Annotated in this window: 18 protein-coding genes; 7 read left to right on the top strand and 11 right to left on the bottom strand. The window is 40.9% G+C overall.

The annotated features are described in order from the left end of the window. Window positions 1-45 precede the first annotated feature (45 nt). Together pntB and pntA are read right to left on the bottom strand one after the other, a co-directional pair. Window positions 46-1,434 (bottom strand): Re/Si-specific NAD(P)(+) transhydrogenase subunit beta, encoded by a 1,389-nt coding sequence (gene pntB / locus H0913_RS09335; RefSeq protein ID WP_181478731.1) that lies wholly within the window; start codon window positions 1,432-1,434, stop codon window positions 46-48. A 13-nt stretch (window positions 1,435-1,447) separates the two neighbouring features. Continuing rightward, window positions 1,448-2,977, bottom strand: coding sequence for a Re/Si-specific NAD(P)(+) transhydrogenase subunit alpha (gene pntA / locus H0913_RS09330; protein ID WP_154603863.1), 1,530 nt, complete (start codon window positions 2,975-2,977; stop codon window positions 1,448-1,450). Between the two features lie 388 nt (window positions 2,978-3,365). Here pntA and ydgH point away from each other — a divergent pair, with 388 nt between their 5' ends. From ydgH to H0913_RS09315, 3 genes are all read left to right on the top strand, one after another. Then, on the top strand, window positions 3,366-4,316 hold the full coding sequence (gene ydgH / locus H0913_RS09325) for a DUF1471 family protein YdgH (protein WP_154603864.1): 951 nt from the start codon (window positions 3,366-3,368) through the stop codon (window positions 4,314-4,316). 319 nt (window positions 4,317-4,635) lie between these two features. Then, complete coding sequence (locus tag H0913_RS09320) at window positions 4,636-6,027, top strand: amino acid permease (protein WP_036948151.1); 1,392 nt, start codon at window positions 4,636-4,638, stop codon at window positions 6,025-6,027. Window positions 6,028-6,182: 155 nt separating this feature from the next. Next, window positions 6,183-6,428, top strand: coding sequence for a hypothetical protein (locus tag H0913_RS09315; protein ID WP_154603865.1), 246 nt, complete (start codon window positions 6,183-6,185; stop codon window positions 6,426-6,428). A gap of 242 nt (window positions 6,429-6,670) precedes the next feature. On the opposite strand, the gene hrpA is transcribed toward H0913_RS09315, so the two are convergent. Then, the gene (gene hrpA, locus H0913_RS09310) at window positions 6,671-10,570 is read right to left on the bottom strand and encodes an ATP-dependent RNA helicase HrpA (RefSeq protein ID WP_181477131.1); all 3,900 of its coding nucleotides are present in this window, start codon (window positions 10,568-10,570) and stop codon (window positions 6,671-6,673) included. Between the two features lie 222 nt (window positions 10,571-10,792). Here hrpA and H0913_RS09305 point away from each other — a divergent pair, with 222 nt between their 5' ends. Continuing rightward, window positions 10,793-11,392, top strand: a complete 600-nt coding sequence (locus H0913_RS09305; RefSeq protein WP_181477130.1) for an FMN-dependent NADH-azoreductase — start codon at window positions 10,793-10,795, stop codon at window positions 11,390-11,392. Between the two features lie 49 nt (window positions 11,393-11,441). Here the strand turns inward: H0913_RS09305 and H0913_RS09300 are convergent, their stop codons facing one another. From H0913_RS09300 to H0913_RS18650, 4 genes are all read right to left on the bottom strand, one after another. After that, window positions 11,442-11,771: a YdbL family protein gene (locus H0913_RS09300; protein WP_154603867.1), complete on the bottom strand. Its 330-nt coding sequence runs from the start codon at window positions 11,769-11,771 to the stop codon at window positions 11,442-11,444. Continuing rightward, complete coding sequence (locus H0913_RS09295) at window positions 11,768-11,953, bottom strand: YnbE family lipoprotein (RefSeq protein WP_036948339.1); 186 nt, start codon at window positions 11,951-11,953, stop codon at window positions 11,768-11,770. Before H0913_RS09295 ends, H0913_RS09300 begins: the two co-directional genes overlap by 4 nt. Before the next feature lie 38 nt (window positions 11,954-11,991). After that, a complete protein-coding gene (locus H0913_RS09290; protein ID WP_181477129.1) occupies window positions 11,992-14,634 on the bottom strand; it encodes a YdbH family protein in 2,643 nt (880 codons plus the stop codon). Between the two features lie 235 nt (window positions 14,635-14,869). After that, complete coding sequence (locus tag H0913_RS18650) at window positions 14,870-15,379, bottom strand: AAA family ATPase (protein WP_232368774.1); 510 nt, start codon at window positions 15,377-15,379, stop codon at window positions 14,870-14,872. Window positions 15,380-15,655: 276 nt separating this feature from the next. Here H0913_RS18650 and H0913_RS09280 point away from each other — a divergent pair, with 276 nt between their 5' ends. Then, entirely contained in the window at window positions 15,656-16,654 is a 999-nt protein-coding gene (locus H0913_RS09280) for a 2-hydroxyacid dehydrogenase (protein ID WP_154603870.1), read from the top strand. Between the two features lie 14 nt (window positions 16,655-16,668). Continuing rightward, window positions 16,669-17,106 (top strand): META domain-containing protein, encoded by a 438-nt coding sequence (locus tag H0913_RS09275; RefSeq protein WP_181477128.1) that lies wholly within the window; start codon window positions 16,669-16,671, stop codon window positions 17,104-17,106. 82 nt (window positions 17,107-17,188) lie between these two features. Here the strand turns inward: H0913_RS09275 and grxB are convergent, their stop codons facing one another. Further along, a complete protein-coding gene (gene grxB / locus H0913_RS09270; RefSeq protein WP_154603872.1) occupies window positions 17,189-17,833 on the bottom strand; it encodes a glutaredoxin 2 in 645 nt (214 codons plus the stop codon). Window positions 17,834-18,453: 620 nt separating this feature from the next. Here grxB and H0913_RS09265 point away from each other — a divergent pair. Further along, complete coding sequence (locus H0913_RS09265; RefSeq protein WP_181477127.1) at window positions 18,454-18,765, top strand: helix-turn-helix domain-containing protein; 312 nt, start codon at window positions 18,454-18,456, stop codon at window positions 18,763-18,765. Between the two features lie 236 nt (window positions 18,766-19,001). Here H0913_RS09265 and H0913_RS09260 read toward each other — a convergent pair whose 3' ends face one another. Genes H0913_RS09260 through H0913_RS09250 form a run of 3 tightly spaced genes read right to left on the bottom strand, consistent with a single transcriptional unit; the run spans window position 19,002 to window position 23,193 of the window. Continuing rightward, complete coding sequence (locus H0913_RS09260) at window positions 19,002-20,018, bottom strand: fimbrial protein (protein ID WP_154603874.1); 1,017 nt, start codon at window positions 20,016-20,018, stop codon at window positions 19,002-19,004. Beyond that, a complete protein-coding gene (locus H0913_RS09255; protein ID WP_154603875.1) occupies window positions 20,009-22,483 on the bottom strand; it encodes a fimbria/pilus outer membrane usher protein in 2,475 nt (824 codons plus the stop codon). Before H0913_RS09255 ends, H0913_RS09260 begins: the two co-directional genes overlap by 10 nt. An 8-nt stretch (window positions 22,484-22,491) precedes the next feature. Beyond that, window positions 22,492-23,193: a molecular chaperone gene (locus tag H0913_RS09250; protein ID WP_132495887.1), complete on the bottom strand. Its 702-nt coding sequence runs from the start codon at window positions 23,191-23,193 to the stop codon at window positions 22,492-22,494. Window positions 23,194-23,268: the final 75 nt, after the last annotated feature.

Raw genomic sequence — 23,268 nt, 5'->3', positions numbered from 1 at the left:
CCCTGAATTCAGGGCGTTTTATTTTATACCGTCAATGATAAGCAATTACAGCGCTTTTAAAATTGCATCCACGCTGGCTTTCGCATCACCAAATAACATTTGGGTATTTTCTTTAAAGAACAGTGGGTTTTGTACCCCTGCATACCCTGTATTCATTGAGCGTTTAAACACAACGACATTATTCGCTTTCCAAACTTCTAACACAGGCATACCCGCAATTGGGCTGTTTGGATCTTCTTGCGCCGCTGGGTTAACGGTATCATTCGCACCGATAACCAGCACCGTATCTGTTTCAGCGAAATCATCATTGATTTCATCCATTTCTAATACGATGTCATAAGGAACTTTCGCTTCCGCTAACAGTACGTTCATGTGCCCCGGTAAGCGCCCTGCAACTGGGTGAATACCGAAGCGAACATTGATGCCACGCTCACGCAGTTTTGCCGTAATATCGTGCACCGGATACTGCGCTTGAGCCACAGCCAGACCATAGCCCGGAGTAATAATCACTGAAGTTGAGTTTTTCAACATTTCAGCGACTTCTTCCGCTGTGGTTTCGCGGTATTCGCCCATCTCTTCTTCAGAGCCAGTTGATGAACCATCAGTACCAAACCCGCCTGCAATAACACTGATAAACGAACGGTTCATCGCTTTACACATAATATAAGAAAGTATGGCACCCGATGAACCGACTAAGGCCCCAGTCACGATCAGCAAGTCATTACTGAGCATAAAACCTGCCGCTGCCGCTGCCCATCCTGAATATGAGTTCAGCATGGAAACCACCACTGGCATATCTGCACCGCCGATAGAGGCAACTAAATGCCAACCGAAGGCTAATGCAATCGCAGTCATGATTAGCATCACGAAAACTTGCAGGCCAACGCTGTCAGTTTTAACGAAAATAACCAGCAAAATAAATGAAACGACTAAGGCCGCAAGGTTTAATTTATGGCGATTTGGTAACATCATCGGCTTAGATGACATTTTTCCTGACAGTTTGCCATAAGCCACAATTGAGCCTGTAAACGTGACCGCACCGATGAAAATACCCAAGAAAACTTCCGTTAAATGAATATTTTCCATCACGCTGCTGGCGTGACCTTCACTTGCAATAAAGCTGTTGAAGCCCACAAGTACCGCTGCCAAACCCACAAAACTGTGCAAGATAGCAACCAGCTCAGGCATTTCGGTCATTTCAACTTTTTTGGCTAAACGAATACCAATCACGGCACCGATCACCATTGCCACAATCATCCAAGCCACATTGGCGCTATGAGGCCCCAAAATGGTGGCAATCAGGGCAATCCCCATACCGATAATGCCGTATGTGTTCCCGCGTTGAGAACTTTCATGGCGAGATAGCCCCGCGAGGCTGAAAATAAATAGGATAGCAGCAACGATGTAGGCTGCTGTCACAACTCCACTTGACAACATAAGTTACCCCTTATCCCTTACGAAACATTTTTAACATGCGTTGAGTTACTGTGAACCCACCGAAAATATTGATGCTTGCGATCAAGATCGCAATAAAGGATAAGAAACTTACCCAGCCACCACTGCCAATTTGCAGCAATGCACCAACAACAATAATCCCTGAGATGGCGTTAGTGACCGACATCAACGGGGTATGCAGCGCATGGGTGACGTTCCACACCACGTAGTATCCCACCACACAAGCCAGCGCAAAGACGGTAAAGTGCGATAAAAACTCGGCTGGAGCTGAGTTGGCGAACCATCCAAACAGGATGATAGCCAGTGCCATCAGTGCCATCTTGGTTACCGGTGACATTTTTTTCTCTGGCGCTTTCACCTTTTCAACGGCTTTCGGCTTCGCTTGTGGCTGAGCTGAAACTTGAATTGGCGGTGCTGGCCAAGTGATTTCACCTTGCTTGATAACAGTAACGCCGCGAATGACTAAATCATCAAAATCAATCGTGATTTCGCCATCTTTTTCTTTGCACAACAGCTTCATCAAGTTAACAAGGTTGGTCCCATATAGCTGAGACGATTGCGTTGGTAAACGGCTTGGTAAATCGGTGTAACCAATGATTTTGACACCATTCTCAGTGACAACTAATTTATCCGCTTGGGTCAACTCGCAGTTACCACCCGTTTGTGCGGCAAGGTCAACCACCACACTGCCCGGCTTCATTGATTCGACCATCTCTTTGGTGATCAATTTCGGTGCTGGTCTACCCGGAATAAGCGCTGTCGTTACAATAATATCCACGTCTTTTGCTTGCGCAGCAAATAGCGCCATTTCTGCCTTAATAAAGGCTTCAGACATCACTTTCGCGTAACCATCACCGCTACCCGCCTCCTCTTTAAAATCCAATTCGAGGAACTCGGCACCCATACTTTGAACTTGCTCTTTCACTTCTGGGCGGGTATCAAATGCTCGCACAATCGCGCCTAAGCTACCTGCCGCACCGATCGCAGCCAGACCCGCCACACCCGCACCGATGATCATCACTTTTGCTGGCGGTACTTTACCAGCAGCAGTAATTTGACCGGTGAAGAAGCGTCCAAATTCATGAGCTGCTTCCACAATCGCGCGGTAACCGGCGATATTTGCCATTGAACTTAATGCATCGAGTGATTGTGCCCGAGAAATACGCGGCACTGCATCCATTGCCATTACGTTGATATTACGGGCTTTTAATGCCTCCATTAACTCAGGGTTCTGCGCCGGCCAAATAAAGCTGACTAAAGTCGCCCCTTCTTTTAATAAAGGAATTTCGTCCGACAATGGTGCATTCACTTTAAATACAATATCCGCAGAAAATGCACTCTCACGAGAGACAATTTCTGCACCAGCTTGCTCATAAGCTGCATCATCAAAACTTGCTAAATGTCCCGCATTTTGCTCGACACACACCGAAAAACCCAATTTTAACAATTGGGTAACTGTTGATGGTGTAGCGGCAACACGCGCTTCATTGGCAAGTCGTTCTCTTGGTATACCAATTCGCATAATATTCCCTTTTTAAAGCTCGAAGTAATCTATGTTGTAGGTTATTCGCCAAAAAAATGACTGCCTTATCAAAAGGAAAAGTCCTATTTTGTCGTTGAACAGATGTAAAATGTCCTAATAACCTACTGAAATTAGCCTTATTGATCCATAATTGATCACGATTCTAAGACAGTAAATGGAATTCACCGTGGAAATCTTAGTTTTAGGTCAATAAAATACTGGATACTTTAAAAAAACTGGTAAATTTGACTAGTCAATCATTATTTGTATCTTATAAAAATAAAATAGTGCGACAACATGGGCAGTTACGTGTAATAATCACCGCCATGTGTTACCACTATTTATTCAGCATGTTTATAATAAATTGCGCAAGGCGGAAGGATTTTGTATGAAGCTGAAAACTACGGTCATCGCAGCCGCGGTGCTATCATTAACTAGTATAACCGCTACACAGGCGGCTGTTGAATTAACGCCAAAACAGGCTACTGAATTACAACCTTATGAGCGTATAACCGTCACTGGGCGTTTTAATGCTATCTATGAAGCATCCGATGCAGTTTCCCGTAGGGCTGATAAGATGGGGGCTTATGCCTTTTACATTCAAAGCCTTGATGATGTAGGTGACAGCGGCAACATGCGTGTTGTTGCTGATGTGTACGCAAAAGATGCATCAAAACGTGAAGAATCTGCTCGCCGAGTTTTCGGTGGTGTTGAAGAAATGTCTAAAGCGGACGCAAAAGTGTACCAACCTTTTGATGCCGTCACTGTAAGTGGTTTCTACCCATCTGAACCTGACTTATACGAAGCAATCGCGAAAAAAGCCAAAGAAAAAGATGCAGCCTCATTTTATGTGGTTCGTAACGTAGCCATGAATGACGGCGGTAACACTTTAGCAACCGCATATATCTATAAGAAAGATGCACCTAAGCGCCAAATTCAAAAAGAAGAAGCAGTTGTTCCCGCTGATTCAGAAGCGGGTCGTGCGTTGTTAGCACAAGGTGGTGAAGCTGCTGATAAAGTTCTGATCCCAGGCGTTGCAAGCTCAGAAGAACCAACCGAAGCGGTTGGCCGTTTCTTCGAAACTTCCTCAAGTCAACCAGGTCGTACTAGCGTGACATTACCAAGTGGCTATGTCATTGAAGAAGTGAACAAAACAGCCGCAGCTATGATGGTTCCATTTGATTCTATTACCTTCTCCGGTTATTACACCAATACCCCAGAAGTTCGTTATCAAATCGCCAAGCGTGCAGAAGCTAAAGGTGCAAAATACTACCATATCACTCGTGAATGGCAGTCGAATGGTGGCAGCGTCACCATCAGTGCAGACCTGTTCAAATAATTAGATAGCTCTATTTTGTTATGAAAGCCAGCTTAAATATCAAGCTGGCTTTTTTTGTTTGCTCTGCCATACTTTTTTATAACCTCGAGTGAGTAGTTTATAAAATGTGAGCCTATTTGCCATAAACAACGAAAGTGAATAAAACATCTTGTTCTGTGCATATTTTCCCATTGCATCTGTCGCATTTCATTCGTAGAATCCACACTCTAATTTAGCAGGCGATCCAACTGGATTTAAAAGCTGTGACAGTGAATCCATTTATAGCATTGCTATCTTAACGTGATTTTAACTTTTGATTGCACAACAACCAGGATATACATTGAAAAATACATTAAGCCTTACTGCACTCACCGCGCTAGTTCTTAGCTCAATGGTTGGTGCTGGTGTATTTAGCCTTCCGCAGAATATGGCTGAAGTGGCAAGCCCATTAGCATTAATTATCGGCTGGTCCATCACGGGCGTCGGGATCTTATTTCTTGCATTCTCTCTTTTACTCCTTTCCAGAATTCGTCCTGATCTGGATGGTGGAATATTTACTTATGCAAAAGTAGGATTCGGTGAGTTTATTGGTTTTTGCTCTGCATGGGGCTATTGGTTGTGTGCTGTTGTCGCCAACGTTTCTTATTTAGTCATTGTTTTTGCTGCGATCAGCTTCTTTACTGACACGCCGGATAACATTGTGTTTGGCGATGGAAATACTTGGCAAGCTCTGATCGGTGAATCTATCTTACTGTGGGTCGTGCATTATTTAGTTCTTCGCGGTGTGCAAACGGCGGCGGGGATCAACAAGCTCGCCACGATGGCGAAATTAGTCCCTCTTGGGTTGTTTATCGTACTCGCGTTCTTTGCCTTCAAGCTCGATATTTTTGATGCCGATTTTAGCGGCATTGACCTTGGTATTCCCGTTTGGGAGCAAGTTAAAGACACCATGCTGATTACTTTGTGGGTCTTTATTGGTATTGAAGGTGCTGTTGTCGTCTCCGCTCGCGCGAAAAACCGCCGAGATGTCGGTCTAGCTACCATTTTTGCGGTAAGCTCTGCATTAATTATCTATATTCTTGTCACGCTTTTATCTCTTGGGATCATGCCTCGAGCCGATCTGGCTGAGATTAAAAACCCGTCGATGGCAACATTAATGGTTTCTTTAATTGGCTCTAGTGGTGACATCATTATTGCAGCTGGTTTGATTATCTCTGTTTGTGGTGCCTATTTGAGCTGGACAATTATGGCGGCTGAAGTTCCGTATATTGCCGCACAATACCAATCATTCCCTAAAATTTTCAATAAATTAAATAAGAATGATGCGCCATCTTCTTCGTTATGGTTCACCAATGGTGCAGTTCAATTATCTTTAGTGCTGATTTGGTTAAGTGGCAGTAACTACAATACCCTGCTGACTATCGCTTCAGAGATGATTTTGGTTCCTTACTTTTTGGTCGGTGCTTTCTTAGTTAAAGTTGCTTATCAACGCCATAGCAAAGCCCTGCTCGCGGTTGGTTTTGTTGCCGCTGTCTATGGATTATGGCTATTGTACGCATCAGGATTGATTAACTTGATGCTCTCCGTGGTACTTTATGCACCAGGGATCATTATTTTTCTGTATGCTCGTTCACAACAAACAGCAAAAGCGCCATTGAAGTTAATTGAGAAAATTTTAGCATTTGGGATTGCGATAGCCTCAGTACCAGCTTTATATTCCCTGTTAGCGTAATCCACTCTTTATTAATGAGCTAAATTTAACCCATTGAATTTAGCTCATTTTTTATTATCTTTATTTCCCCCTGCTCAACCCCCACGTTTTTTACAATTTTCATCCTTTTTTGTGATGTAGTTTTTGAATGACTATTCACCAATAAGGAAACTAAAATGCACATAGCCCCAACGAATCTGCGTACAGTCACATTTGCTGATCGCCCTACTTTTATTCATTCCCCATCAGAAGCGACACATTCGATGTCTCAAAGAATAACAGCCGTAACCCAATCATTCCCTCCGCAATCGCCAAGCCACTTTCAGCAAAAATTACCTCAAATTAAAGCGCAAGATCGTATCGAAGGCTTTCAATTTAAATTAGCAACTCAGCAGCAAATAGAACAAGCTATTGAGCGATAAATCCCAAACAGCGCTAGCTTGCTAAATATATTGAGGACAACTCAGTTGCTAATGCAGAAATAGTGCAAACCCATTAGCATGTTGTAACTAAAAAAGGGTTGAGCCATAAAGCTTATCCGTAATCAATTCTATGGCTATTTCACAATAAAAAAATGCGCGAGTGATAAAGTTACCACATCGCGCATTAATTATCTTATTAGCCAATAAATTATCATCAGCCTAACGCTATCATTAACCCCAAACTACAGTTGCTGCGTTAAACTTTCCATGGTTTGAATGATACGTTTATCCGAAATCGGATATGGCGTTCCAAGCTGTTGAGCAAACAAGCTCACTCGCAACTCTTCAATCATCCAGCGAACTTCCTGTACTTCCGGTAACTGCTTTTGCAATGGAGTGAGTTTACTCATCCACTGCTGCCACATGGTTTGCACGTGTTCAACTTTGCTCATCTGCGCGCGGTCACGATTTGGATCGATGGCTAACTTTTCTAACCGACGTTCAATACCGTTTAAGTAACGCAAAATATCCGGTAATCGCTTCCAGCCCTGCTCCGTCACAAACCCTTTAAATACCAATCCTGACATTTGAGCTTTGAGATCAGACAATGCGAGCGCCATCGAAAAATCAACGCGACCTTTCAACCGTTTATTGATAGCAAATACCGACGTTAAGATTTGCTCAACTTGCTTGGCGATATTCACAACCACATCGTTCAATTCCGCTCTCGCGTACTCTTTTAATGATTCAAACTGCTCTTCAGTCCATACGGCGCCGCCATAAGTTGCAATCAGCTGATCAATACCGCACGCAATACAATCATCAATTAATTCAAGCACTTTGCCATAAGGGTTAAAATAGAGTCCTAATTTGGATTTATTCGGCAGTTTTTCATGCAAATATTTGATTGGTGAAGGAATGTTCAAGAGTAACAACCGACGAACTCCGCCCCACATTGCTTGCTGTTGCTCGAGTTCAGTTTCAAAAACACGGATCCCCACACTGTTCTTTTCGTCCACTAACGCTGGATAAGCTTTAACTGAATATCCCCCACGTTTTTGTTCATAACGTTGTGGTAACTCACCGAAACTCCAAATATGCAAGCCACTTTGTTCAATTCCATCATCCACAACTTCGGACAGTGTTTCTTGCACTTTTTCCTTAAGGCTATCTTTTAAGGCATCCAGATCTTGCCCTTCCGCGATGGTTTTATTTTTGTCATTCACCACTCGATAGGTCATTTTTAAATGCACTGGAAGTTGGTCTAATTGCCAAGCTTCACGCTCTACCGTTACCCCCGTCATTCGACGCAGTTCGCGTTCTAGCTTATCTAATACACTACCTTCAGGAGTTGGAACTCGCTCCAAAAATGCAGAAGCATAGTTTGGCGCAGGCACAAAGTTCCGACGAATAGGTTTAGGCAATGATTTGATTAATGCAACGATTAATTCGTGGCGTAGGCCCGGTACTTGCCAGTCAAAGCCCACATTTTGTACCTGATTCAAAATGGCTAATGGGATATGAACGGTGACGCCATCAGCGTCAGTGCCGGGTTCAAACTGGTAGCTTAAACGGAATTTGAGATCACCTTGATACCAATAATTTGGGTAATCAAGCGCCGACACATTCCCGGCATCTTCTTTGATCAGCATATTTTTTTCAAAACTGAGCAAATCCGGTTGCTGTTTTGATGCAGTTTTCCACCAGTTATCAAAATGACGAGAGGAAATCACATCATTCGGAATACGCTGATCATAAAACGCAAATAGCGTTTCGTCATCCACTAAAATATCTCGGCGACGTGATTTGTGTTCCAAATCTTCCACTTCTGATAACAGTTTTAGGTTAGCTCTGAAGAACGCATGACGGGTATTCCAGTCGCCTTCCACCAGTGCGTGACGAATAAAGAGTTCACGGCATAATAATGGATCAATCGAACCATAATTCACTTGGCGTGAAGCCACAATCGGCAACCCATATAAAGTTACTTTTTCCGATGCTGTCACAGCACCTTCTGATTTTGACCAATGGGGCTCACTATAGTGGTGTTTTACCAAATGCTCAGCTAGCGGTTCAATCCATTCAGGATCAATGGAAGCCGCAATCCGACCCCACAACTTTGATGTTTCAACCAGTTCAGCGACCATCGTCCACTTCGGTGGTTTTTTGAATAAACCGGAGCCTGGGAAGATAGTAAATCGCGCATTTCTCGCCCCCGTAAACTCATGTTTTTCAGCATCTTTCTGACCGATATGAGAGAGCAATCCTGCCAATAGCGAGACATGAATACTGCGAAAATCTGCCGGTACACTATTGATCGCAAACCCTTGCTCTTTCACAACTTGGCGTAACTGAGTGTAGAGATCTTGCCACTCGCGAATTCGCAAATAGTTAAGGAAATCCTGACGACACATTTTTCTAAATTGTGCGTTAGATAATTCCTCTTGCTGTTGTTTTAAATAGTCCCACAGATTTAAAAATGCCAGAAAATCCGATTGCTTATCATGGAAACGTCGATGTTTTTCATCAGAAGCTTGCTGCTTATCCAGCGGTCTTTCACGGGGATCTTGAATCGATAATGCCGAAACGATCACCATTGTTTCGCGTACCGCTCCATACTTTCTGGCTTCAATCACCATTCGCGCTAAACGCGGGTCAACGGGTAATTGTGCTAACTGGCGTCCGATATCGGTTAATCGATAACCTTTATCTGCATCTTTATGAGGTTGGATCCCACCAAGCTCTTCCAGTAATTTGACACCATCTTGAATATTGCGCTTATCCGGTGCTTCAACGAATGGAAATGCCGCGATATCCCCAAGTCCGATTGAGGTCATCTGCAAAATGACCGACGCTAAGTTGGTTCTCAGGATTTCAGGATCGGTAAACTCCGGTCGAGATAAAAAATCTTCTTCAGAATACAAGCGGATACAAATACCGTCCGAGACACGACCACATCGCCCTTTACGCTGATTAGCAGACGCTTGCGAAATCGCCTCAACAGGCAGACGTTGTACCTTGGTGCGATAACTATAACGGCTGATACGCGCATAACCCGTATCAATCACATACTTGATCCCCGGAACCGTCAGAGAGGTTTCTGCGACGTTAGTGGCAAGGATAATCCGACGGCCACCATGAGGATGGAAAATTCGGTTTTGCTCACTGTTAGATAACCGTGCAAACAGCGGTAAGACTTCCGTATGACGTAGTTGTAGCTTGGATAAGGCATCGGCGGTATCACGAATTTCTCGCTCACCACTCATAAAAATCAGAATATCGCCAGCACTTTCACGTCCTAACTCATTAACGGCATCGATAATACCGTCAATTTGGTCGCGTTCGCTGTCATTATCATCCCCCATAATTGGGCGATAACGTACTTCAACTGGATATGTCCGCCCTGATACCTCTACAATTGGCGCATGACCAAAGTGTCGAGAGAATCGTTCTGGATCAATCGTCGCTGATGTAATAATGACTTTTAAATCAGGGCGCTTAGGCAATAATTGGCGCAAATACCCTAAAATAAAATCAATATTTAAACTGCGTTCATGGGCTTCATCGATAATGATAGTGTCGTATTGCAGCAGCAATTTATCATTCTGCAATTCCGCCAGCAAAATACCATCCGTCATTAATTTAACTTGGGTGGTATCACTCACTTGGTCACTAAAGCGAACTTTATAACCGACATTTGTGCCTAGCTCACACTCTAACTCTTGAGCAAGACGCGAAGCCACCGAGCGAGCCGCTAATCTCCTTGGCTGAGTATGACCAATAAAACCCTTCACGCCACGGCCAAGTTCTAAGCAAATTTTAGGGATTTGCGTGGTTTTACCTGATCCCGTTTCACCCGCGATGATCACCACTTGATGCTGATTAATCGCATCAAAAATAGCTTGTTTTCTTTGGCTAACCGGTAAATTTTCAGGGTAAACAATTTTCGGCATATTCAGGCGTTTTTTCTCAACCTTCTGTTTTGCCTTTTCAATATCCCCTTTGATAACTTCGATAACTGCCATACGAGATTTTTGATCTTGTATTTTTGCAATACCGTGAAGGCGTTTCTTCAGTTGCCATTGATCACGCAGTGATGTTTGTTCAATTTCAGCATGTAATGCTGATAGAATGGGATCCATTCTTAAATCCTTATTTTTCAATTCATTATAACGCCACTCATCTATCTATAATCATGTGGTGGCTAAAGATAATATTTAGGTTTGTTTTATGATTTTAGTTATCTCATACAAATACCATCAGTTTTTTTGAAGCATGACTTCTAAATTTCTTCCTATTAATCTGCCACATACCGAGTATCATCATTATCTGATGAGATAGACACATGAGTTTCGAGGAAAATAATGAGTAAAGTATTACTATTGAAATCAAGCATTTTGGCAGATTATTCACACAGCAATAAAATGGCTGATTATTTTGTACAACAGTGGCAAGAAAAAAATCCCGATGATGAATTTACAGTTCGAGATTTAGTTAACCAGCCAATCCCTGCGATTGATGGCGAAATTTTAGCAGCTTTTGCACCTACTGACACTAAAACCGAGCAGCAACAAACACATTTAAACCTATCAAATCAGCTCATTGATGAAATTAAACAGAGCGATGTTTTAGTAATAACCGCACCGATGTACAATTTTTCAGTGCCTTCTCAGCTGAAACATTACTTTGATTTTATCGCCCGTTCTGGGCATACCTTTAAATATACCGAACAAGGTGCTGTGGGTTTATTAACCAATAAGCGTGCTTATGTTCTGACAAGCCGTGGTGGTATTTATAAAGACACCCCAACGGATATCATGGTGCCTTACATCACCCTATTTTTGAATTTTATTGGCATTAAAGACATTGAATTCGTTTTCGCAGAAGGTACTGCATTAGGTGCTGAATCCGCAGAGAAAGCGCAATCACATGCGAAAAACCATATTGATTTACTGATTGCTTAGCAGTAGGCCTCGTAAAATAGTGCGCACTATATTAGTTTTCGTGCGCATTTTATTTTTTCTGCATCCATTGCCCATTAATACCGCGTACATATTCTCCCGTCGGCGCCCGTTCAACCAATTTCTGCCCTGCCATTCTTGCGACATCATTGGTTTTAAGCCCATTTTTATCTGCAATTTCTGTATATCGATTTTTTCTTTCGGCATTGATATGTTCAACCAATTGCTTTGCATCTGCACTACTTTGGTCAATTACCGCCAAATATCCCGATAAGGTTTCTCCCACCATACCGTGAGTTTTACCTTCTTCCACCGTCAGAGCAAATGCAGAAAATATGCTTAATGTGGAACATAACGTGACGACTTTAAACCAGTTCATCATTTTGCAGGTACCTCACCGAATAGATCGCTGTTTTCCTTTAATAATTCTTCGACTTGTCGGTCAGCTTTAATTTGGATTTCATGTTCAATCTTAACATTCATATTGATGTTAATTGGCTTATCTGGCGTAGCGACTTCTACGCGTAAACATGCCGTTAATAGCGACGCCATTGCCATCATCATGATCAATTTTAATGTTTTCACGTTAGTCCTTTTCCCTTTTATATATTCTTTTCGAGCCATTCTTCTAAGCCAGTACCAAAACGTAAACTGCGCCATAACTGAAAAATATTCTCTTCATGGTGATAATTTAAGTGAACTTCACGCTTCTTGGCTTCTTTAGTGTTATACCCTTCAAGAATAGTCGACATGGTGAGTAATCCCAAGTTTGTGACATTCACATCGGTACGACTGCGTTGAATTTCAAGATATTGTAGCCATCCAATCGCCGATCCTGCTGAAATATTATCTTTGGCAATAGACTCCACAAAATTGGTATCTAAGCGTAATGTCAAAGGCCCGTTATTTTCCATCCATCCCCCTTTAATAATCCAATCAGGATTATTAAGGTAAAATGGCAACTCACCATTTACTCGACCAGAAACAGCAAATTGTGAAACTTTTAGTTTTGTGAATAGCTCGCTAAGCTCCACTTGATGAACACTAATTGTTGCCGGTTTATTTTGTGGCCAGCGCAGTAAATCGAGATTGATTTCCCCGCCTAACATTTTAAAACCAACATTGCTAAGCTGGATCGGATGAGTCTCCGTTGGCGGATACGTTCCTGATAAATCCGCTTTGATATCGGTGAATTCAAACAAATTCGAGACGTGCTTAATGCGTAATTCAACGGGTGATTTCTCACCTAATGTCCACGTACTATTATGTAATTTCCACGGTAAGACAAAATCCAAACCATTAAGCTCACCATCCTTCATCCATAAGCTCGTATTTTGCACTCGCCAATGTCCACCAGCAATAAAACCATTTTCTGGAGTCATGGAAAAAGCAGCTTGAGAAAATAGTTTACCTTCACGTAATTCAATACCTAGGTCTTTCGGAATTAATGTCTGAAATGCTTTAACTGACTGCTCCGGCCAACGTGCTTCACCACGCAGACGTTCACCGTCCCAGCGTCCAAATATAACAATAGGCCCTACTTGTCTGGTACTTAAATCCCCTTTCAACTGAAAACTGGCTGGGGATGTACCCTTAAGTTCCGCATTTGCCGTAATTTTAGGCAAATAGCTATCTGCACCAAATAACATTCGATTACTGGTTAATTGTAATGCGCCATAAAAATCCGCTTTTGCGTGATCACGCTGCCAAACCAACGGGGATGTCAATTTAAGACGTGGAGCAGACATGGAGAGTAAACCATATTTAATTTGGTCAAATCCCGTATTTAAGCTATTGAGCGTTAATTGTGTATCTTGCCAACTGCCGTTGCCTTTAACATCCCAACGAGCCGCTAACGCAGGCAGCTGAGCATTACCCCAGTAATTCCAGAACCATTTACCTTTATCAATATTAAACTTATTCGCACTGCCATCGAGATGAATATCAAAGTCACCCCAATATTGTTCTTTTACCTTTAAAATTGCTTGTAAGCGCCCCGAAATTCCTTCGGCATTTAACCGGGTACCCGCCAAAGGTAAGCGTATTTCTCGTAACAGAATCGTCGGTGAAACCCGCCCATAGGCTCTCAATAACGAACCAGGCATAAATGCGACGGTGGGTGAAACCAACTGGCCTGCAATTTTCGCTGGCAAATTGATATCCAGTACCATGTCATCGTATTTCACTTGACCGTTGAGTCTAAAATCAATATCCGCATCGAGGAGATTGATACGACTAGGCTCAAGCGTAAGGACTAAGTTAGCTTTTCCTTTTTTCGCATCAGTCAACATGTTCAAACGTCCTGAAACCACAAACTCACTCAGGGTTTGATTCCAGTTATCAATTTGAAATGCAATTCCACCATGAAGTGGAATTTGTCCATCATTCCAGCGCCATTGCCCATCCGTTACGGTCACTTGTGATGATGAAACCTGCCATGGAAGATGGAATAATTCTTGTTGCTGCTCAAGATCTGTAACGGTCAGTAAGCCTTGATCGCGCTGCCAATGCAGTTTTGTATTTAAGCGTTTATTTAACTCAATAAGCTTAAATTGGGCTTCGATATCTCCCGTTTCGGGCAGTTGAGCCGTCGTCAGAGGTAAAGCCAATTGCGCTGTTAATTCAATATGTTGAGGCTCTTCTTGTGGCTTATTTTGATCCAGAGCTTGCAACTCTTCTAACGCTAATGTGCTCTGAGGTAATGTTGCCGAAAATTGCTGCACAATCAGTTGATTTTGCGAATTAACAAAAGAAGAAACCCGTACATTTTTCCCTTGATAATCCAACATAAGTGGAGAATCAGCGGTACTGCGTAACCATAAACTACCTTGATACTGCTCCCAAGAATGCAGTGTGATCTTATCAATGACGAGTGAAAATTGAGGGATAGCATCCAGTATCTCGGTGATGTTTATAGGAGAACTTGGTGACTCCTCACTCGTTTTGATTCCATCCAAACATTCCGCATTAACATCAAGCCCATCAACTTTGGCCCTAATCGGGAAAAAAGAGATTCGGGCATCCGTTACTGTTGCAAGAGAACAATTATTTGCACTTAATCCCACACTCGGGAATCTAATTTGATGATTAACAAGTTGTGGTTCAGAAAGTGACAGTGTCACTGGTGTGGGTAAAAAATGTTTAGCAACAACGGGCGCCCAACGGGTTAATGTTGTCCATAATATGATTAGGAGCACAACACTCACCCCTAATAAGAAAAACAGTATTTTTATTGCCCGTTTCATGAATATTCTCTAAGTACCATCTTCATGAGGCAACAATAAATACCATTGATGAGATGGACGAAAATAAAGCGAAAGGATGCATCGGAACGAGCAGTCCGACAACTTGCATTGCAATGTAGGTCATATCCATAATAACTTTCTCTATTTAGATAAATATATTCTAATCTTTTAAAGCAGAAATGAACAACTTAACCCTATCCGTTCATTCTGTTACTTCATTATTTTCAGTCAGTTCTTAATGATTATGCGATGTTGCATGGTTGGTAATTTCATGAAAACATGATTGTGCATCATGCACAACCTTCACTTTTTCGGCAAACATCGGATTAGCTGCAAAAAAATCATCCAATCGCTGATCAAATTGCTTTGCGAAACGCAGTAGCTCTATCGTATTCATGAAGGTTTCTTTTGGTCGCACACCCTTTAATTGCGATATTAAAAAGCGTTTAATGATCCGATACGCGCAAACTCGATAAGGAATGTTGAGCCTAATAATTAATGAGCTATCGGCAAAAAAAGGCGCTAAACGCTTGTCATAAGAGCCTTCCATTATCCAGCTTTCTTTAGATTTGATCTCCGAAATCAGCGAATTCATAGTTTCCGGCGTATTTTTAACGTACTCCGTTTGGGTTTTATCCCAATAAATTTCATCATAACCATATGCGGGGAGACTAAATTCTTCCGATAACTTTTGAGCGAGCGTTGTTTTTCCTGCTCCCGATATACCAATAATGCAAATTTTCACGCTGCTCCTTAACTTTCTTTATTCTTTAAAACCAATCTATTCTGTAAAAGAAGAAAAATAAAACTTAACAGTTGCATTATTTTAACACTAAAAATGGCCGTCTTTGTTAAAGATAGTGAGCAAACGAAAATCAAACGTAAACAGTAAGATATTTTCTTAATTTAGAGGTGATTTACATCACTAATTGTCTTATTCTGAACGCATATTTTTGTAGGTTTGTTTATTTTACCTACACTTTGTCATTTATTGGTTCCTATAAATTATGGAGTTCCTCTGATGAAAATTGTTTCCTATAGCACCAAACAGTATGATCGCAAACATATGGAACAGGTCAACCAACAATCAGAGTTTAATTTTAATATTGAATACTTTGATTTTCCATTAACTGTTCAGACGGCTAAAAACGCCGTCGGTGCTGATGCAGTCTGCATTTTTGTTAATGATGAAGCGAACCGTGCTGTGCTGGAAGAGCTCGCTGCTCTCGATGTGCATATTCTCGCGTTACGCTGCGCCGGCTTTAATAATGTTGATTTAGATGCCGCCAATGAGTTGGGCATCCAAGTCGTTCGCGTTCCTGCTTATTCCCCTGAAGCTGTTGCAGAACATGCTGTTGGCATGATGCTATGCTTGAATCGCCGTATTCATCGTGCGTATCAACGTACTCGGGATGCTAACTTTTCTCTTGAAGGTTTAACTGGCTTTAATATGCATAACCGTACTGCTGGTATTATTGGTACGGGCAAAATTGGCCAAGCCACACTACGAATTTTAAAAGGTTTTGGGATGCGCTTACTGGCTCATGACCCATACCCTAACCAAGCCGTCCTTGATCTGGGTGCCGAGTATGTCGATTTAGACACCTTGTATCGGGAATCCGATGTTATTTCTCTGCACTGTCCTTTAACACCGGAGAACCACCATTTACTGGATGAAAATGCATTTAATCGCATGAAATCGGGCGTGATGATCATCAATACCAGCCGTGGAGCTTTAGTCGATTCTGCGGCTGCTATTAATGCACTTAAATCCCAAAAAATTGGCGCATTAGGCATGGATGTGTATGAAAATGAAAGAGATTTATTCTTTGAAGATAAATCTAATGATGTGATTCAAGATGATATCTTCCGCCGATTGTCTTCTTGCCATAACGTCTTATTTACTGGTCATCAGGCGTTTTTAACTGAAGAAGCCTTAACAAGTATCAGCTTAACAACACTGAGTAATATTCAGCAAATCAGTCGTGGCGAGAACTGCCCGAACGTTGTGAAGCCATAGCAGGATCTTGCATCATGAAAAGATTGATCCCGCTCACTATCTTTGGTTTGTTACTTGCCGCTTGCCAAACCCATCAAGTCAAGGCGGGTAGCAGTCAGCAATCCCTTGAGCAGCAGTTGATGCATCATAATTTTGTCTTAACTGAAGTGGATGGTCAGCGCATTGCTAAAAAACAGACCGCACCGTCCATTTCATTCGGTGAAAAATTGTTTGTCTCCGCTTCTATGTGTAATGACTTTAACGGAATGGGCACAATTAATAATGCAACATTAAAAGTTAAAACATTAAGTAAAACAGAATTAGAGTGCGTAGATGAGGATCTTTCACGATGGGATAGCTTAATTAACCGTATGCTGAAAAATGGAGCAACAGTAACATTAACCAAAGATCATTTAACGTTGACACAAGGGCATTATAAACTTGTTTATACCTTGAGTGATTATATGCAGTAATTCTGCCCTTATTACAAAATAAAAAACCGCCATTTTTAATCTGGCGGTTTTTTTATCTTATTCTATTGCTATCCGTTAAAGGCTACTTAGCTTGGCTGAATAACAAATTAATTCCCGTCGCTTTTGATGTGCGATCCATATAGTCATGAATTGTGGTACTAAAACCTATTTCTTTCACGATACTTAAGCTACGCAACACAGGGAAGATAATAAAGTCGTTAATATCCACAAGTGCTTTGCTACGCTTTTCTAGCCATACATCTAATAGATCCATATGCGGCTCTAACTCAATCAACAGCGTGTGCGTTTCTTTACGCAGTACGGATAAATCATCCCCATGAAACTTGCTAACACGCTGGATATATGCGGTTTTAGCCGCCTCTGTCGCTATCTCAGGAAATTCAGATTCAGTAAAACGTGGTGTCACTAATTTAGATACCGTCGAAGAAACTGCTTTATACCAGCTATCAATTTCAGGGCTAATTTCTCCTGCTGCTAAACGGGGTTCACTTAATTGGTCAACATAACGCACAATATCTAAACTCTCAGGTAAATAGCTACCATCTTCTTTCTCTAGAATAGGTACCATTTTGCGCCCTATCATACGTGTTGGGGTTTCGATATCGTTATCCAACAAAATAACTTCTTCTACCGCAACTTTTTTTAAGCCAAAAATCATTCTGGCACGAACACAAAATGGACAATGATCATAGATATACAGTTTCATGTTACCCTCGCACACTCAGTGATAAAGCGAATTAAGTTAACTCAAGTATACTTGATATTTATACTTAGTGTAGCGTTAAAGAAATTTCTTTTTTATTATTTCATATAATGAATTTAGTTATATTTGATAATAAAAATAAAATAAAATACAAATTAAATTTTAATTCACCAATAAATCACAATGTTGTATTTTAAATTCATTAATTTATATTTCCATTTATATTCAAAATAAATAATTATTAAGGAGATGGGAAATACAGAATATCTCCTAACCAACCAAAAAGTTCCAAAATGGAACAATTTAACTAAACTAATCAATATATTAAACAATTGACTTACAAACAAGAAAATGTCGATTTTATTAAACAGACAGGTTTAACCGCATAATTCTAGCGGGATATTCTTATTGTAATTTTAATTCAGAATATTCAAAATGGCATTACAGCAACAAGCGTCAAACTTTTTAATATGACTATCATTAAATGAAAGACTATCATTGAAAGTTAAACACTTTAATTTGACGTTAAATTTAATTATTAGCTTTTAAACCAGCTTGTAATTTAATATAATATATAGTGAAAACGACTGATAATAACCTTAATAATAAGTTGAGTATGTCATATGGACATTCATAGTGTCATTGGTCTTAGAATAAAAAACCGGAGAAAAGAGCTAGGCTTGTCAGGTGCAAATCTAGCAAATAAGTTACATTTAAGTCAGCAGCAAATATCGCGGTATGAAAATGGTATTAACAAGATCCCAATCGACCATCTGCTTGATATTGCTGAGATTTTAATGTGCCCCATCGAATGGTTCTTTAACGGTTATAAAAGTGAAATTAATAATAACGATGACCATTCATTCGATATTCCGAATAGAGAATTACAATACGCAGCAGAAAGTGTAATTATTCCATCTAAACATCACGCATAATAATCTTTTTTTGATTATCTAAAAATACCCAGCTAAGGCTAATGTAGTAATTAATCTTTATCGATTAAAATTAGCTTCCTGGGTATTTTTTATTTATCTCGAAAAATTAAAATTGCATATTATATATATAATAAAACATCCGACCTCACACCACTGACCAGTATTAATTTAAAAATAAAAAATCGCATATCTTTCATTAAAAATATGCGATTCATTATAGAAAATTAATGTAATTTTTAATCGTAGGTTACATTGAAAACCAAATGCGACCGAACATCACCTGCCGAAATCGCTCTTTCATAAGGAAAGTATCGAGCTGTTAAAGGAAAAATTAACAAATCATCTTGATTATTCACTACGGTACCTACTTTATAACTATGAGTAAAACTTAATGGTGCTTTACTACTTCTTTCTATCACTTGAATACCAACACCCTTTGCACCATTAGTTCCAGCTTCTTCATTTCTTAATACACCATTAACATCACTAGCCGAAGCATTTCCACGAAAATCAATATTAAATGTAGTTAAGCCTGAAGAGGTAATACCACCGTTACACTCCATGGTAATATCAAAATCAATTTCTCCCACAGGTGCTTGATAAGCGGTCAATTGATTGCGTTTTATCGGCGCGAGTGTCACATTCTGTTCTCGTCCACCATTGATTAAGCAAGATGGCGATACAATGGTGATTGCATTTCCTTGTAGATACGTCCGAATTAGCGGATCCGTATTATGTTTGTAACCATATTCGGTGTACTGCCCATTAGCAATTGTGCCAGAACCTGTTTTTCGTGCGGTTTTTATCAACGTTAATGTGAACGTTGAGTTTTCAAGGTATACGCTTACACCATTTCGCCCGCCGTAAATCGTATGAGTACCGGGATAGAGAATATTGACTTGGTTTCCACCACGTTCAAATTTCATTCCTATCCCTGGGATACTGGATTGATAAACGCCATCACCTAAATGACGCAGGCCGCCCATCACCACTTCAGCTTGAAGCGCATTCGTTCCATAGCATGTTAAATACGATTGATAGCCATTAGTACGCATAGGCCATTGTTTTCTCATAATAACCCCTCCAACAGGAAGGTTTGGATCAACAACAACATTGCCTAAAGTCATATTGAGATCTATGGGTCTTACATTCTTGCGATAACAAACATCTGCATACCCAAAAGCTAATGCATACTGAGTAGTAAGGAGAACACCAGCACCAATTAGCCAGCGCCATTTTTTGATCATTGACATAGACTCTCCTGACTGTTTTCCGCCGTTAATGGGAACGAGCACTCGCCGCCTTCCCATTTCACTGTCGCAAGTTTAGATTCATTATTACTGATAAAAACGGTACCACCTTGCCCTACAACACCAATGTAATTCCCTTGAGGATCCAAAACATTGGCACCAAATGGCAGCGCTTTATTGTTTGGTCTAACCACGCTATACACCGCGTTTTTCTCAACTTTCGTATCAAAAACAACTTTTACGACGCTACCTTCATACGGTACAACTTGCGCAGTGGTGCTATTAAATACGATATCTTCTGGGCTACCTTTCGGGTCAATGTCGACATTATTAATACGATAAGGACGAACATAAGGCGCTAACGCATACCCATGGCTATCAATTTTGGTATTCTGTGATCCCATGACAGAAGCCCCTTCCGCGCCTTTCGCTTCTATTAATGCAATCGTTGAAGAGGTATTTGGCGAGAATGTGACTCCACCAGCATGCACCACCATTGATCCATTAGCTGAAGCACCATATTGGCGATAACCATTACCTTGGCTGTAGTTAGCATTCGTATTCACAACTGAAGTTTGGTATCCCGTGTTCAGTGCAAAGTTACTATTACCGTGTTCTTCAAACGACGTATTTAAACCATAAGTCCAATTATTTTCTGTATCAAATGATCCATTAACGCCCACTTGTGAAGAACCAAATTTATCATTATTAAAGATGGTGTTTGAGGTAATGGCAGCGTAATTGCGATCCCCGAAATAGAGGGGGAAATTCACATTTAAACTCACACGGTCATCTTGCGTTCTTTGCGTATTATCTGAATAAACTCGCATAAATGAGATGCCATACGAAAAGCGTTCAAATTGGTTGTTGTAATTTAATTGATACTGTTTTTCGATACCGCTACGGTTCCAATAACTTGAAATACGTCCAGTAAAATAGAAACTTCCTAAGTCGTACGGTAAATTTTGGTTAATTGTGTAGCTAAAACCGTTTTTCTCACGTCCTAATGAGCTATCTATTCCTTTCTTATCCGCATCAATCGTGTAAATCGCATTAGAAAGACTGTAATAATCTTCTGTTGAATAACGATATGCCGCTAGCACAAGGTTTGTGTCAGTATCAGAAAATAACTTGTTGAAAGTAAAACGGTAACTTTGCCCCATATCCGTTTTTTGATTGAATACCGTTCTTGATTGGGTAACATCGACAGCAACCGCACCAATAACCGTATTCACACCCGCACCTAGCAAATAAGCCTGATAGTCATCAAATGCCGTGACACCACCATACAGTGTGAAAGTGTTATTTAAACCATGCTGCAAAGTACCTTGCATAATAAACGGTTGGTTACTGATACCTTTAGCATCTGATTTACCGCCTGACAGTTGATAACGGGTATAACCGGGACGTAGTAACTGCGCCATCGACGTGTAAGGCACACTAAAAGAAGACTCACTTCCATCGGCCTCTTTAATAGTCACGACAAGGTCATTACCATAACCAGATGGGTACACATCATTGAGGTTAAATGGCCCTGGTGAAACCGAGGTTTGATAAATAACGACATCATTCTGTTTGACGGTAACAAGGGCATTGCTTTGTGCAACACCACGAATTTCAGGTACAAAAGAACTCATGCTATCAGGATACATCGTATCGTCAGTGGCAATTTTAGCCCCTAATAAACTGATACTGTCAAACATATCCCCGTCAGTATAAAACTGACCAGCGGTTGCCTTAGACTTCAAGCCAACAATAGGACGTTGTAAATAGGTTTGGTTACTGTGCCAATTAGCACCCTCTTTACGTTGCCAATTTAAATTTCCAATATGCTTTAATAACCAACCGTCATAGCTTAATCCTGCATTTAATCCGAGATAAGCACTCGCATTATTGTTGCCGTTTGAGTGACTATCATAATAGTTACTCATATAGCCCAGATTCAATGCAGGGATCCCTGTCTCCCAGAATTGTTCAGAGACATAGCCACGAGATGATTTCTGCTCATAAATTTGAGGAACAGAAATATCAACTCGTAACGTTGATGAATGAAATGTGTCGCTAACATCAGGGTCACTATTCCACTGAGTTAAAAAAAGACACTCTTTACTATCGGGTTTCGCCGTCGGTGCAAATTTTTCGACATTAATACCCAAGTCAGATAACAGAGCTGGGGTATAGCAGGTTCCTAACTGTCCATTTTCTTTTGCGACGAAATCAAGGTCGTATCGCCCTTTCCAACTCCCATTGGTATACACATCAACGGAATATTTTCCTGGGCCGATCCCTGTCGTATTAAATCTGTCAAAATCAACGTTTTCTTGACTACCTATAATGAAACCGCTGTTAAATTCATACGTGGTATCTTCTTCACTCCAAGCATAAAACGACGGTAAAGCACAGACTGTGACTAAACCTGTCACTGAGAGTAAGTTTGTATATTTATTTTTTAACTCTCTCTGCTTCATTCTAAATCCTATTTAACGGTAGTTTTTACCGCTACATCTGAGCCGTAATCATTGATATTGTTAATAATAATCTTAGTTCCTGACGTCAGTGCACGCTTGAGCGTCACCGTCGACTGGCTTTTAGGCTCTAAAAAAATTGTTTCATTATTCAATCCGTTAGAACCATCAGTAGAAATTTTTGTAATAGTAATAAAGTATGGCGACGGGTTGCCGATATTAAGTTTGCTGCCATCTGCTTTAACAACGAGTTGTTCAGGAGCGAGCTCGCGACTACCTAGGCCTGATGGGCGATAGAAAAATTTAAAACGAGAACGAATAGCCAATTGCAGCACATTTTGATTTTCTTCTGCTTTATTTTTGACCATTGGTGGAATATCTAACAGATTCAGCCACCATAAGGATTCTCTGTCTTGCGGTAAGGCGGATTTATCCATCAGCTTAATGCGGATGGTTTGCCCACCTTTTGCTTCAATTCGGGAAATCGGCGGCGTGAGTTGAAATGGCGTTTTAATGGTATCAGGTGTTTCAGATGCATCACCTGTATCAAGCCATGTTTGGGCCATAGCAGGACGGTCAGCCGTATTATTTAATTGGATAGTGATTTCTTTTTCATCGCTAGGATAAACAAAACGAGTACCGTTAACGATGATGTTATTTGCAAATGCTGTCACACTCGACAGTAAGCAAAGACTAAATAGAATGGCTTTCATGTGGGCCTCAAAGCAAAAAGCGGCAGTTAACCCACCGCTTACTAACTCATGCTTTTATCGAAAATGCCGATAAAA

Source organism: Providencia rettgeri (assembly GCF_013702265.1).
GTDB classification, from domain to species: Bacteria; Pseudomonadota; Gammaproteobacteria; order Enterobacterales; family Enterobacteriaceae; genus Providencia; species Providencia zhijiangensis.
The sequence above is the reverse complement of the archived record's forward strand: the minus strand, read 5'-3'. Positions and strand labels throughout refer to the sequence as shown.

What these genes read in the sequence shown, in the direction of transcription:
- H0913_RS09295 (WP_036948339.1), bottom strand. Translation starts at nt 11,953, where the DNA reads ATGATGATGGCAATGGCGTCGCTATTAACGGCATGTTTACGCGTAGAA.
- H0913_RS09250 (WP_132495887.1), bottom strand. Translation starts at nt 23,193, where the DNA reads ATGAAAGCCATTCTATTTAGTCTTTGCTTACTGTCGAGTGTGACAGCA.
- H0913_RS09265 (WP_181477127.1), top strand. Translation starts at nt 18,454, where the DNA reads ATGGACATTCATAGTGTCATTGGTCTTAGAATAAAAAACCGGAGAAAA.
- H0913_RS09260 (WP_154603874.1), bottom strand. Translation starts at nt 20,018, where the DNA reads ATGTCAATGATCAAAAAATGGCGCTGGCTAATTGGTGCTGGTGTTCTC.
- grxB (WP_154603872.1), bottom strand. Translation starts at nt 17,833, where the DNA reads ATGAAACTGTATATCTATGATCATTGTCCATTTTGTGTTCGTGCCAGA.
- hrpA (WP_181477131.1), bottom strand. Translation starts at nt 10,570, where the DNA reads ATGGATCCCATTCTATCAGCATTACATGCTGAAATTGAACAAACATCA.
- H0913_RS09275 (WP_181477128.1), top strand. Translation starts at nt 16,669, where the DNA reads ATGAAAAGATTGATCCCGCTCACTATCTTTGGTTTGTTACTTGCCGCT.
- H0913_RS09315 (WP_154603865.1), top strand. Translation starts at nt 6,183, where the DNA reads ATGCACATAGCCCCAACGAATCTGCGTACAGTCACATTTGCTGATCGC.
- H0913_RS09290 (WP_181477129.1), bottom strand. Translation starts at nt 14,634, where the DNA reads ATGAAACGGGCAATAAAAATACTGTTTTTCTTATTAGGGGTGAGTGTT.
- H0913_RS09300 (WP_154603867.1), bottom strand. Translation starts at nt 11,771, where the DNA reads ATGATGAACTGGTTTAAAGTCGTCACGTTATGTTCCACATTAAGCATA.
- H0913_RS09255 (WP_154603875.1), bottom strand. Translation starts at nt 22,483, where the DNA reads ATGAAGCAGAGAGAGTTAAAAAATAAATATACAAACTTACTCTCAGTG.
- H0913_RS09280 (WP_154603870.1), top strand. Translation starts at nt 15,656, where the DNA reads ATGAAAATTGTTTCCTATAGCACCAAACAGTATGATCGCAAACATATG.
- pntA (WP_154603863.1), bottom strand. Translation starts at nt 2,977, where the DNA reads ATGCGAATTGGTATACCAAGAGAACGACTTGCCAATGAAGCGCGTGTT.
- ydgH (WP_154603864.1), top strand. Translation starts at nt 3,366, where the DNA reads ATGAAGCTGAAAACTACGGTCATCGCAGCCGCGGTGCTATCATTAACT.
- H0913_RS09305 (WP_181477130.1), top strand. Translation starts at nt 10,793, where the DNA reads ATGAGTAAAGTATTACTATTGAAATCAAGCATTTTGGCAGATTATTCA.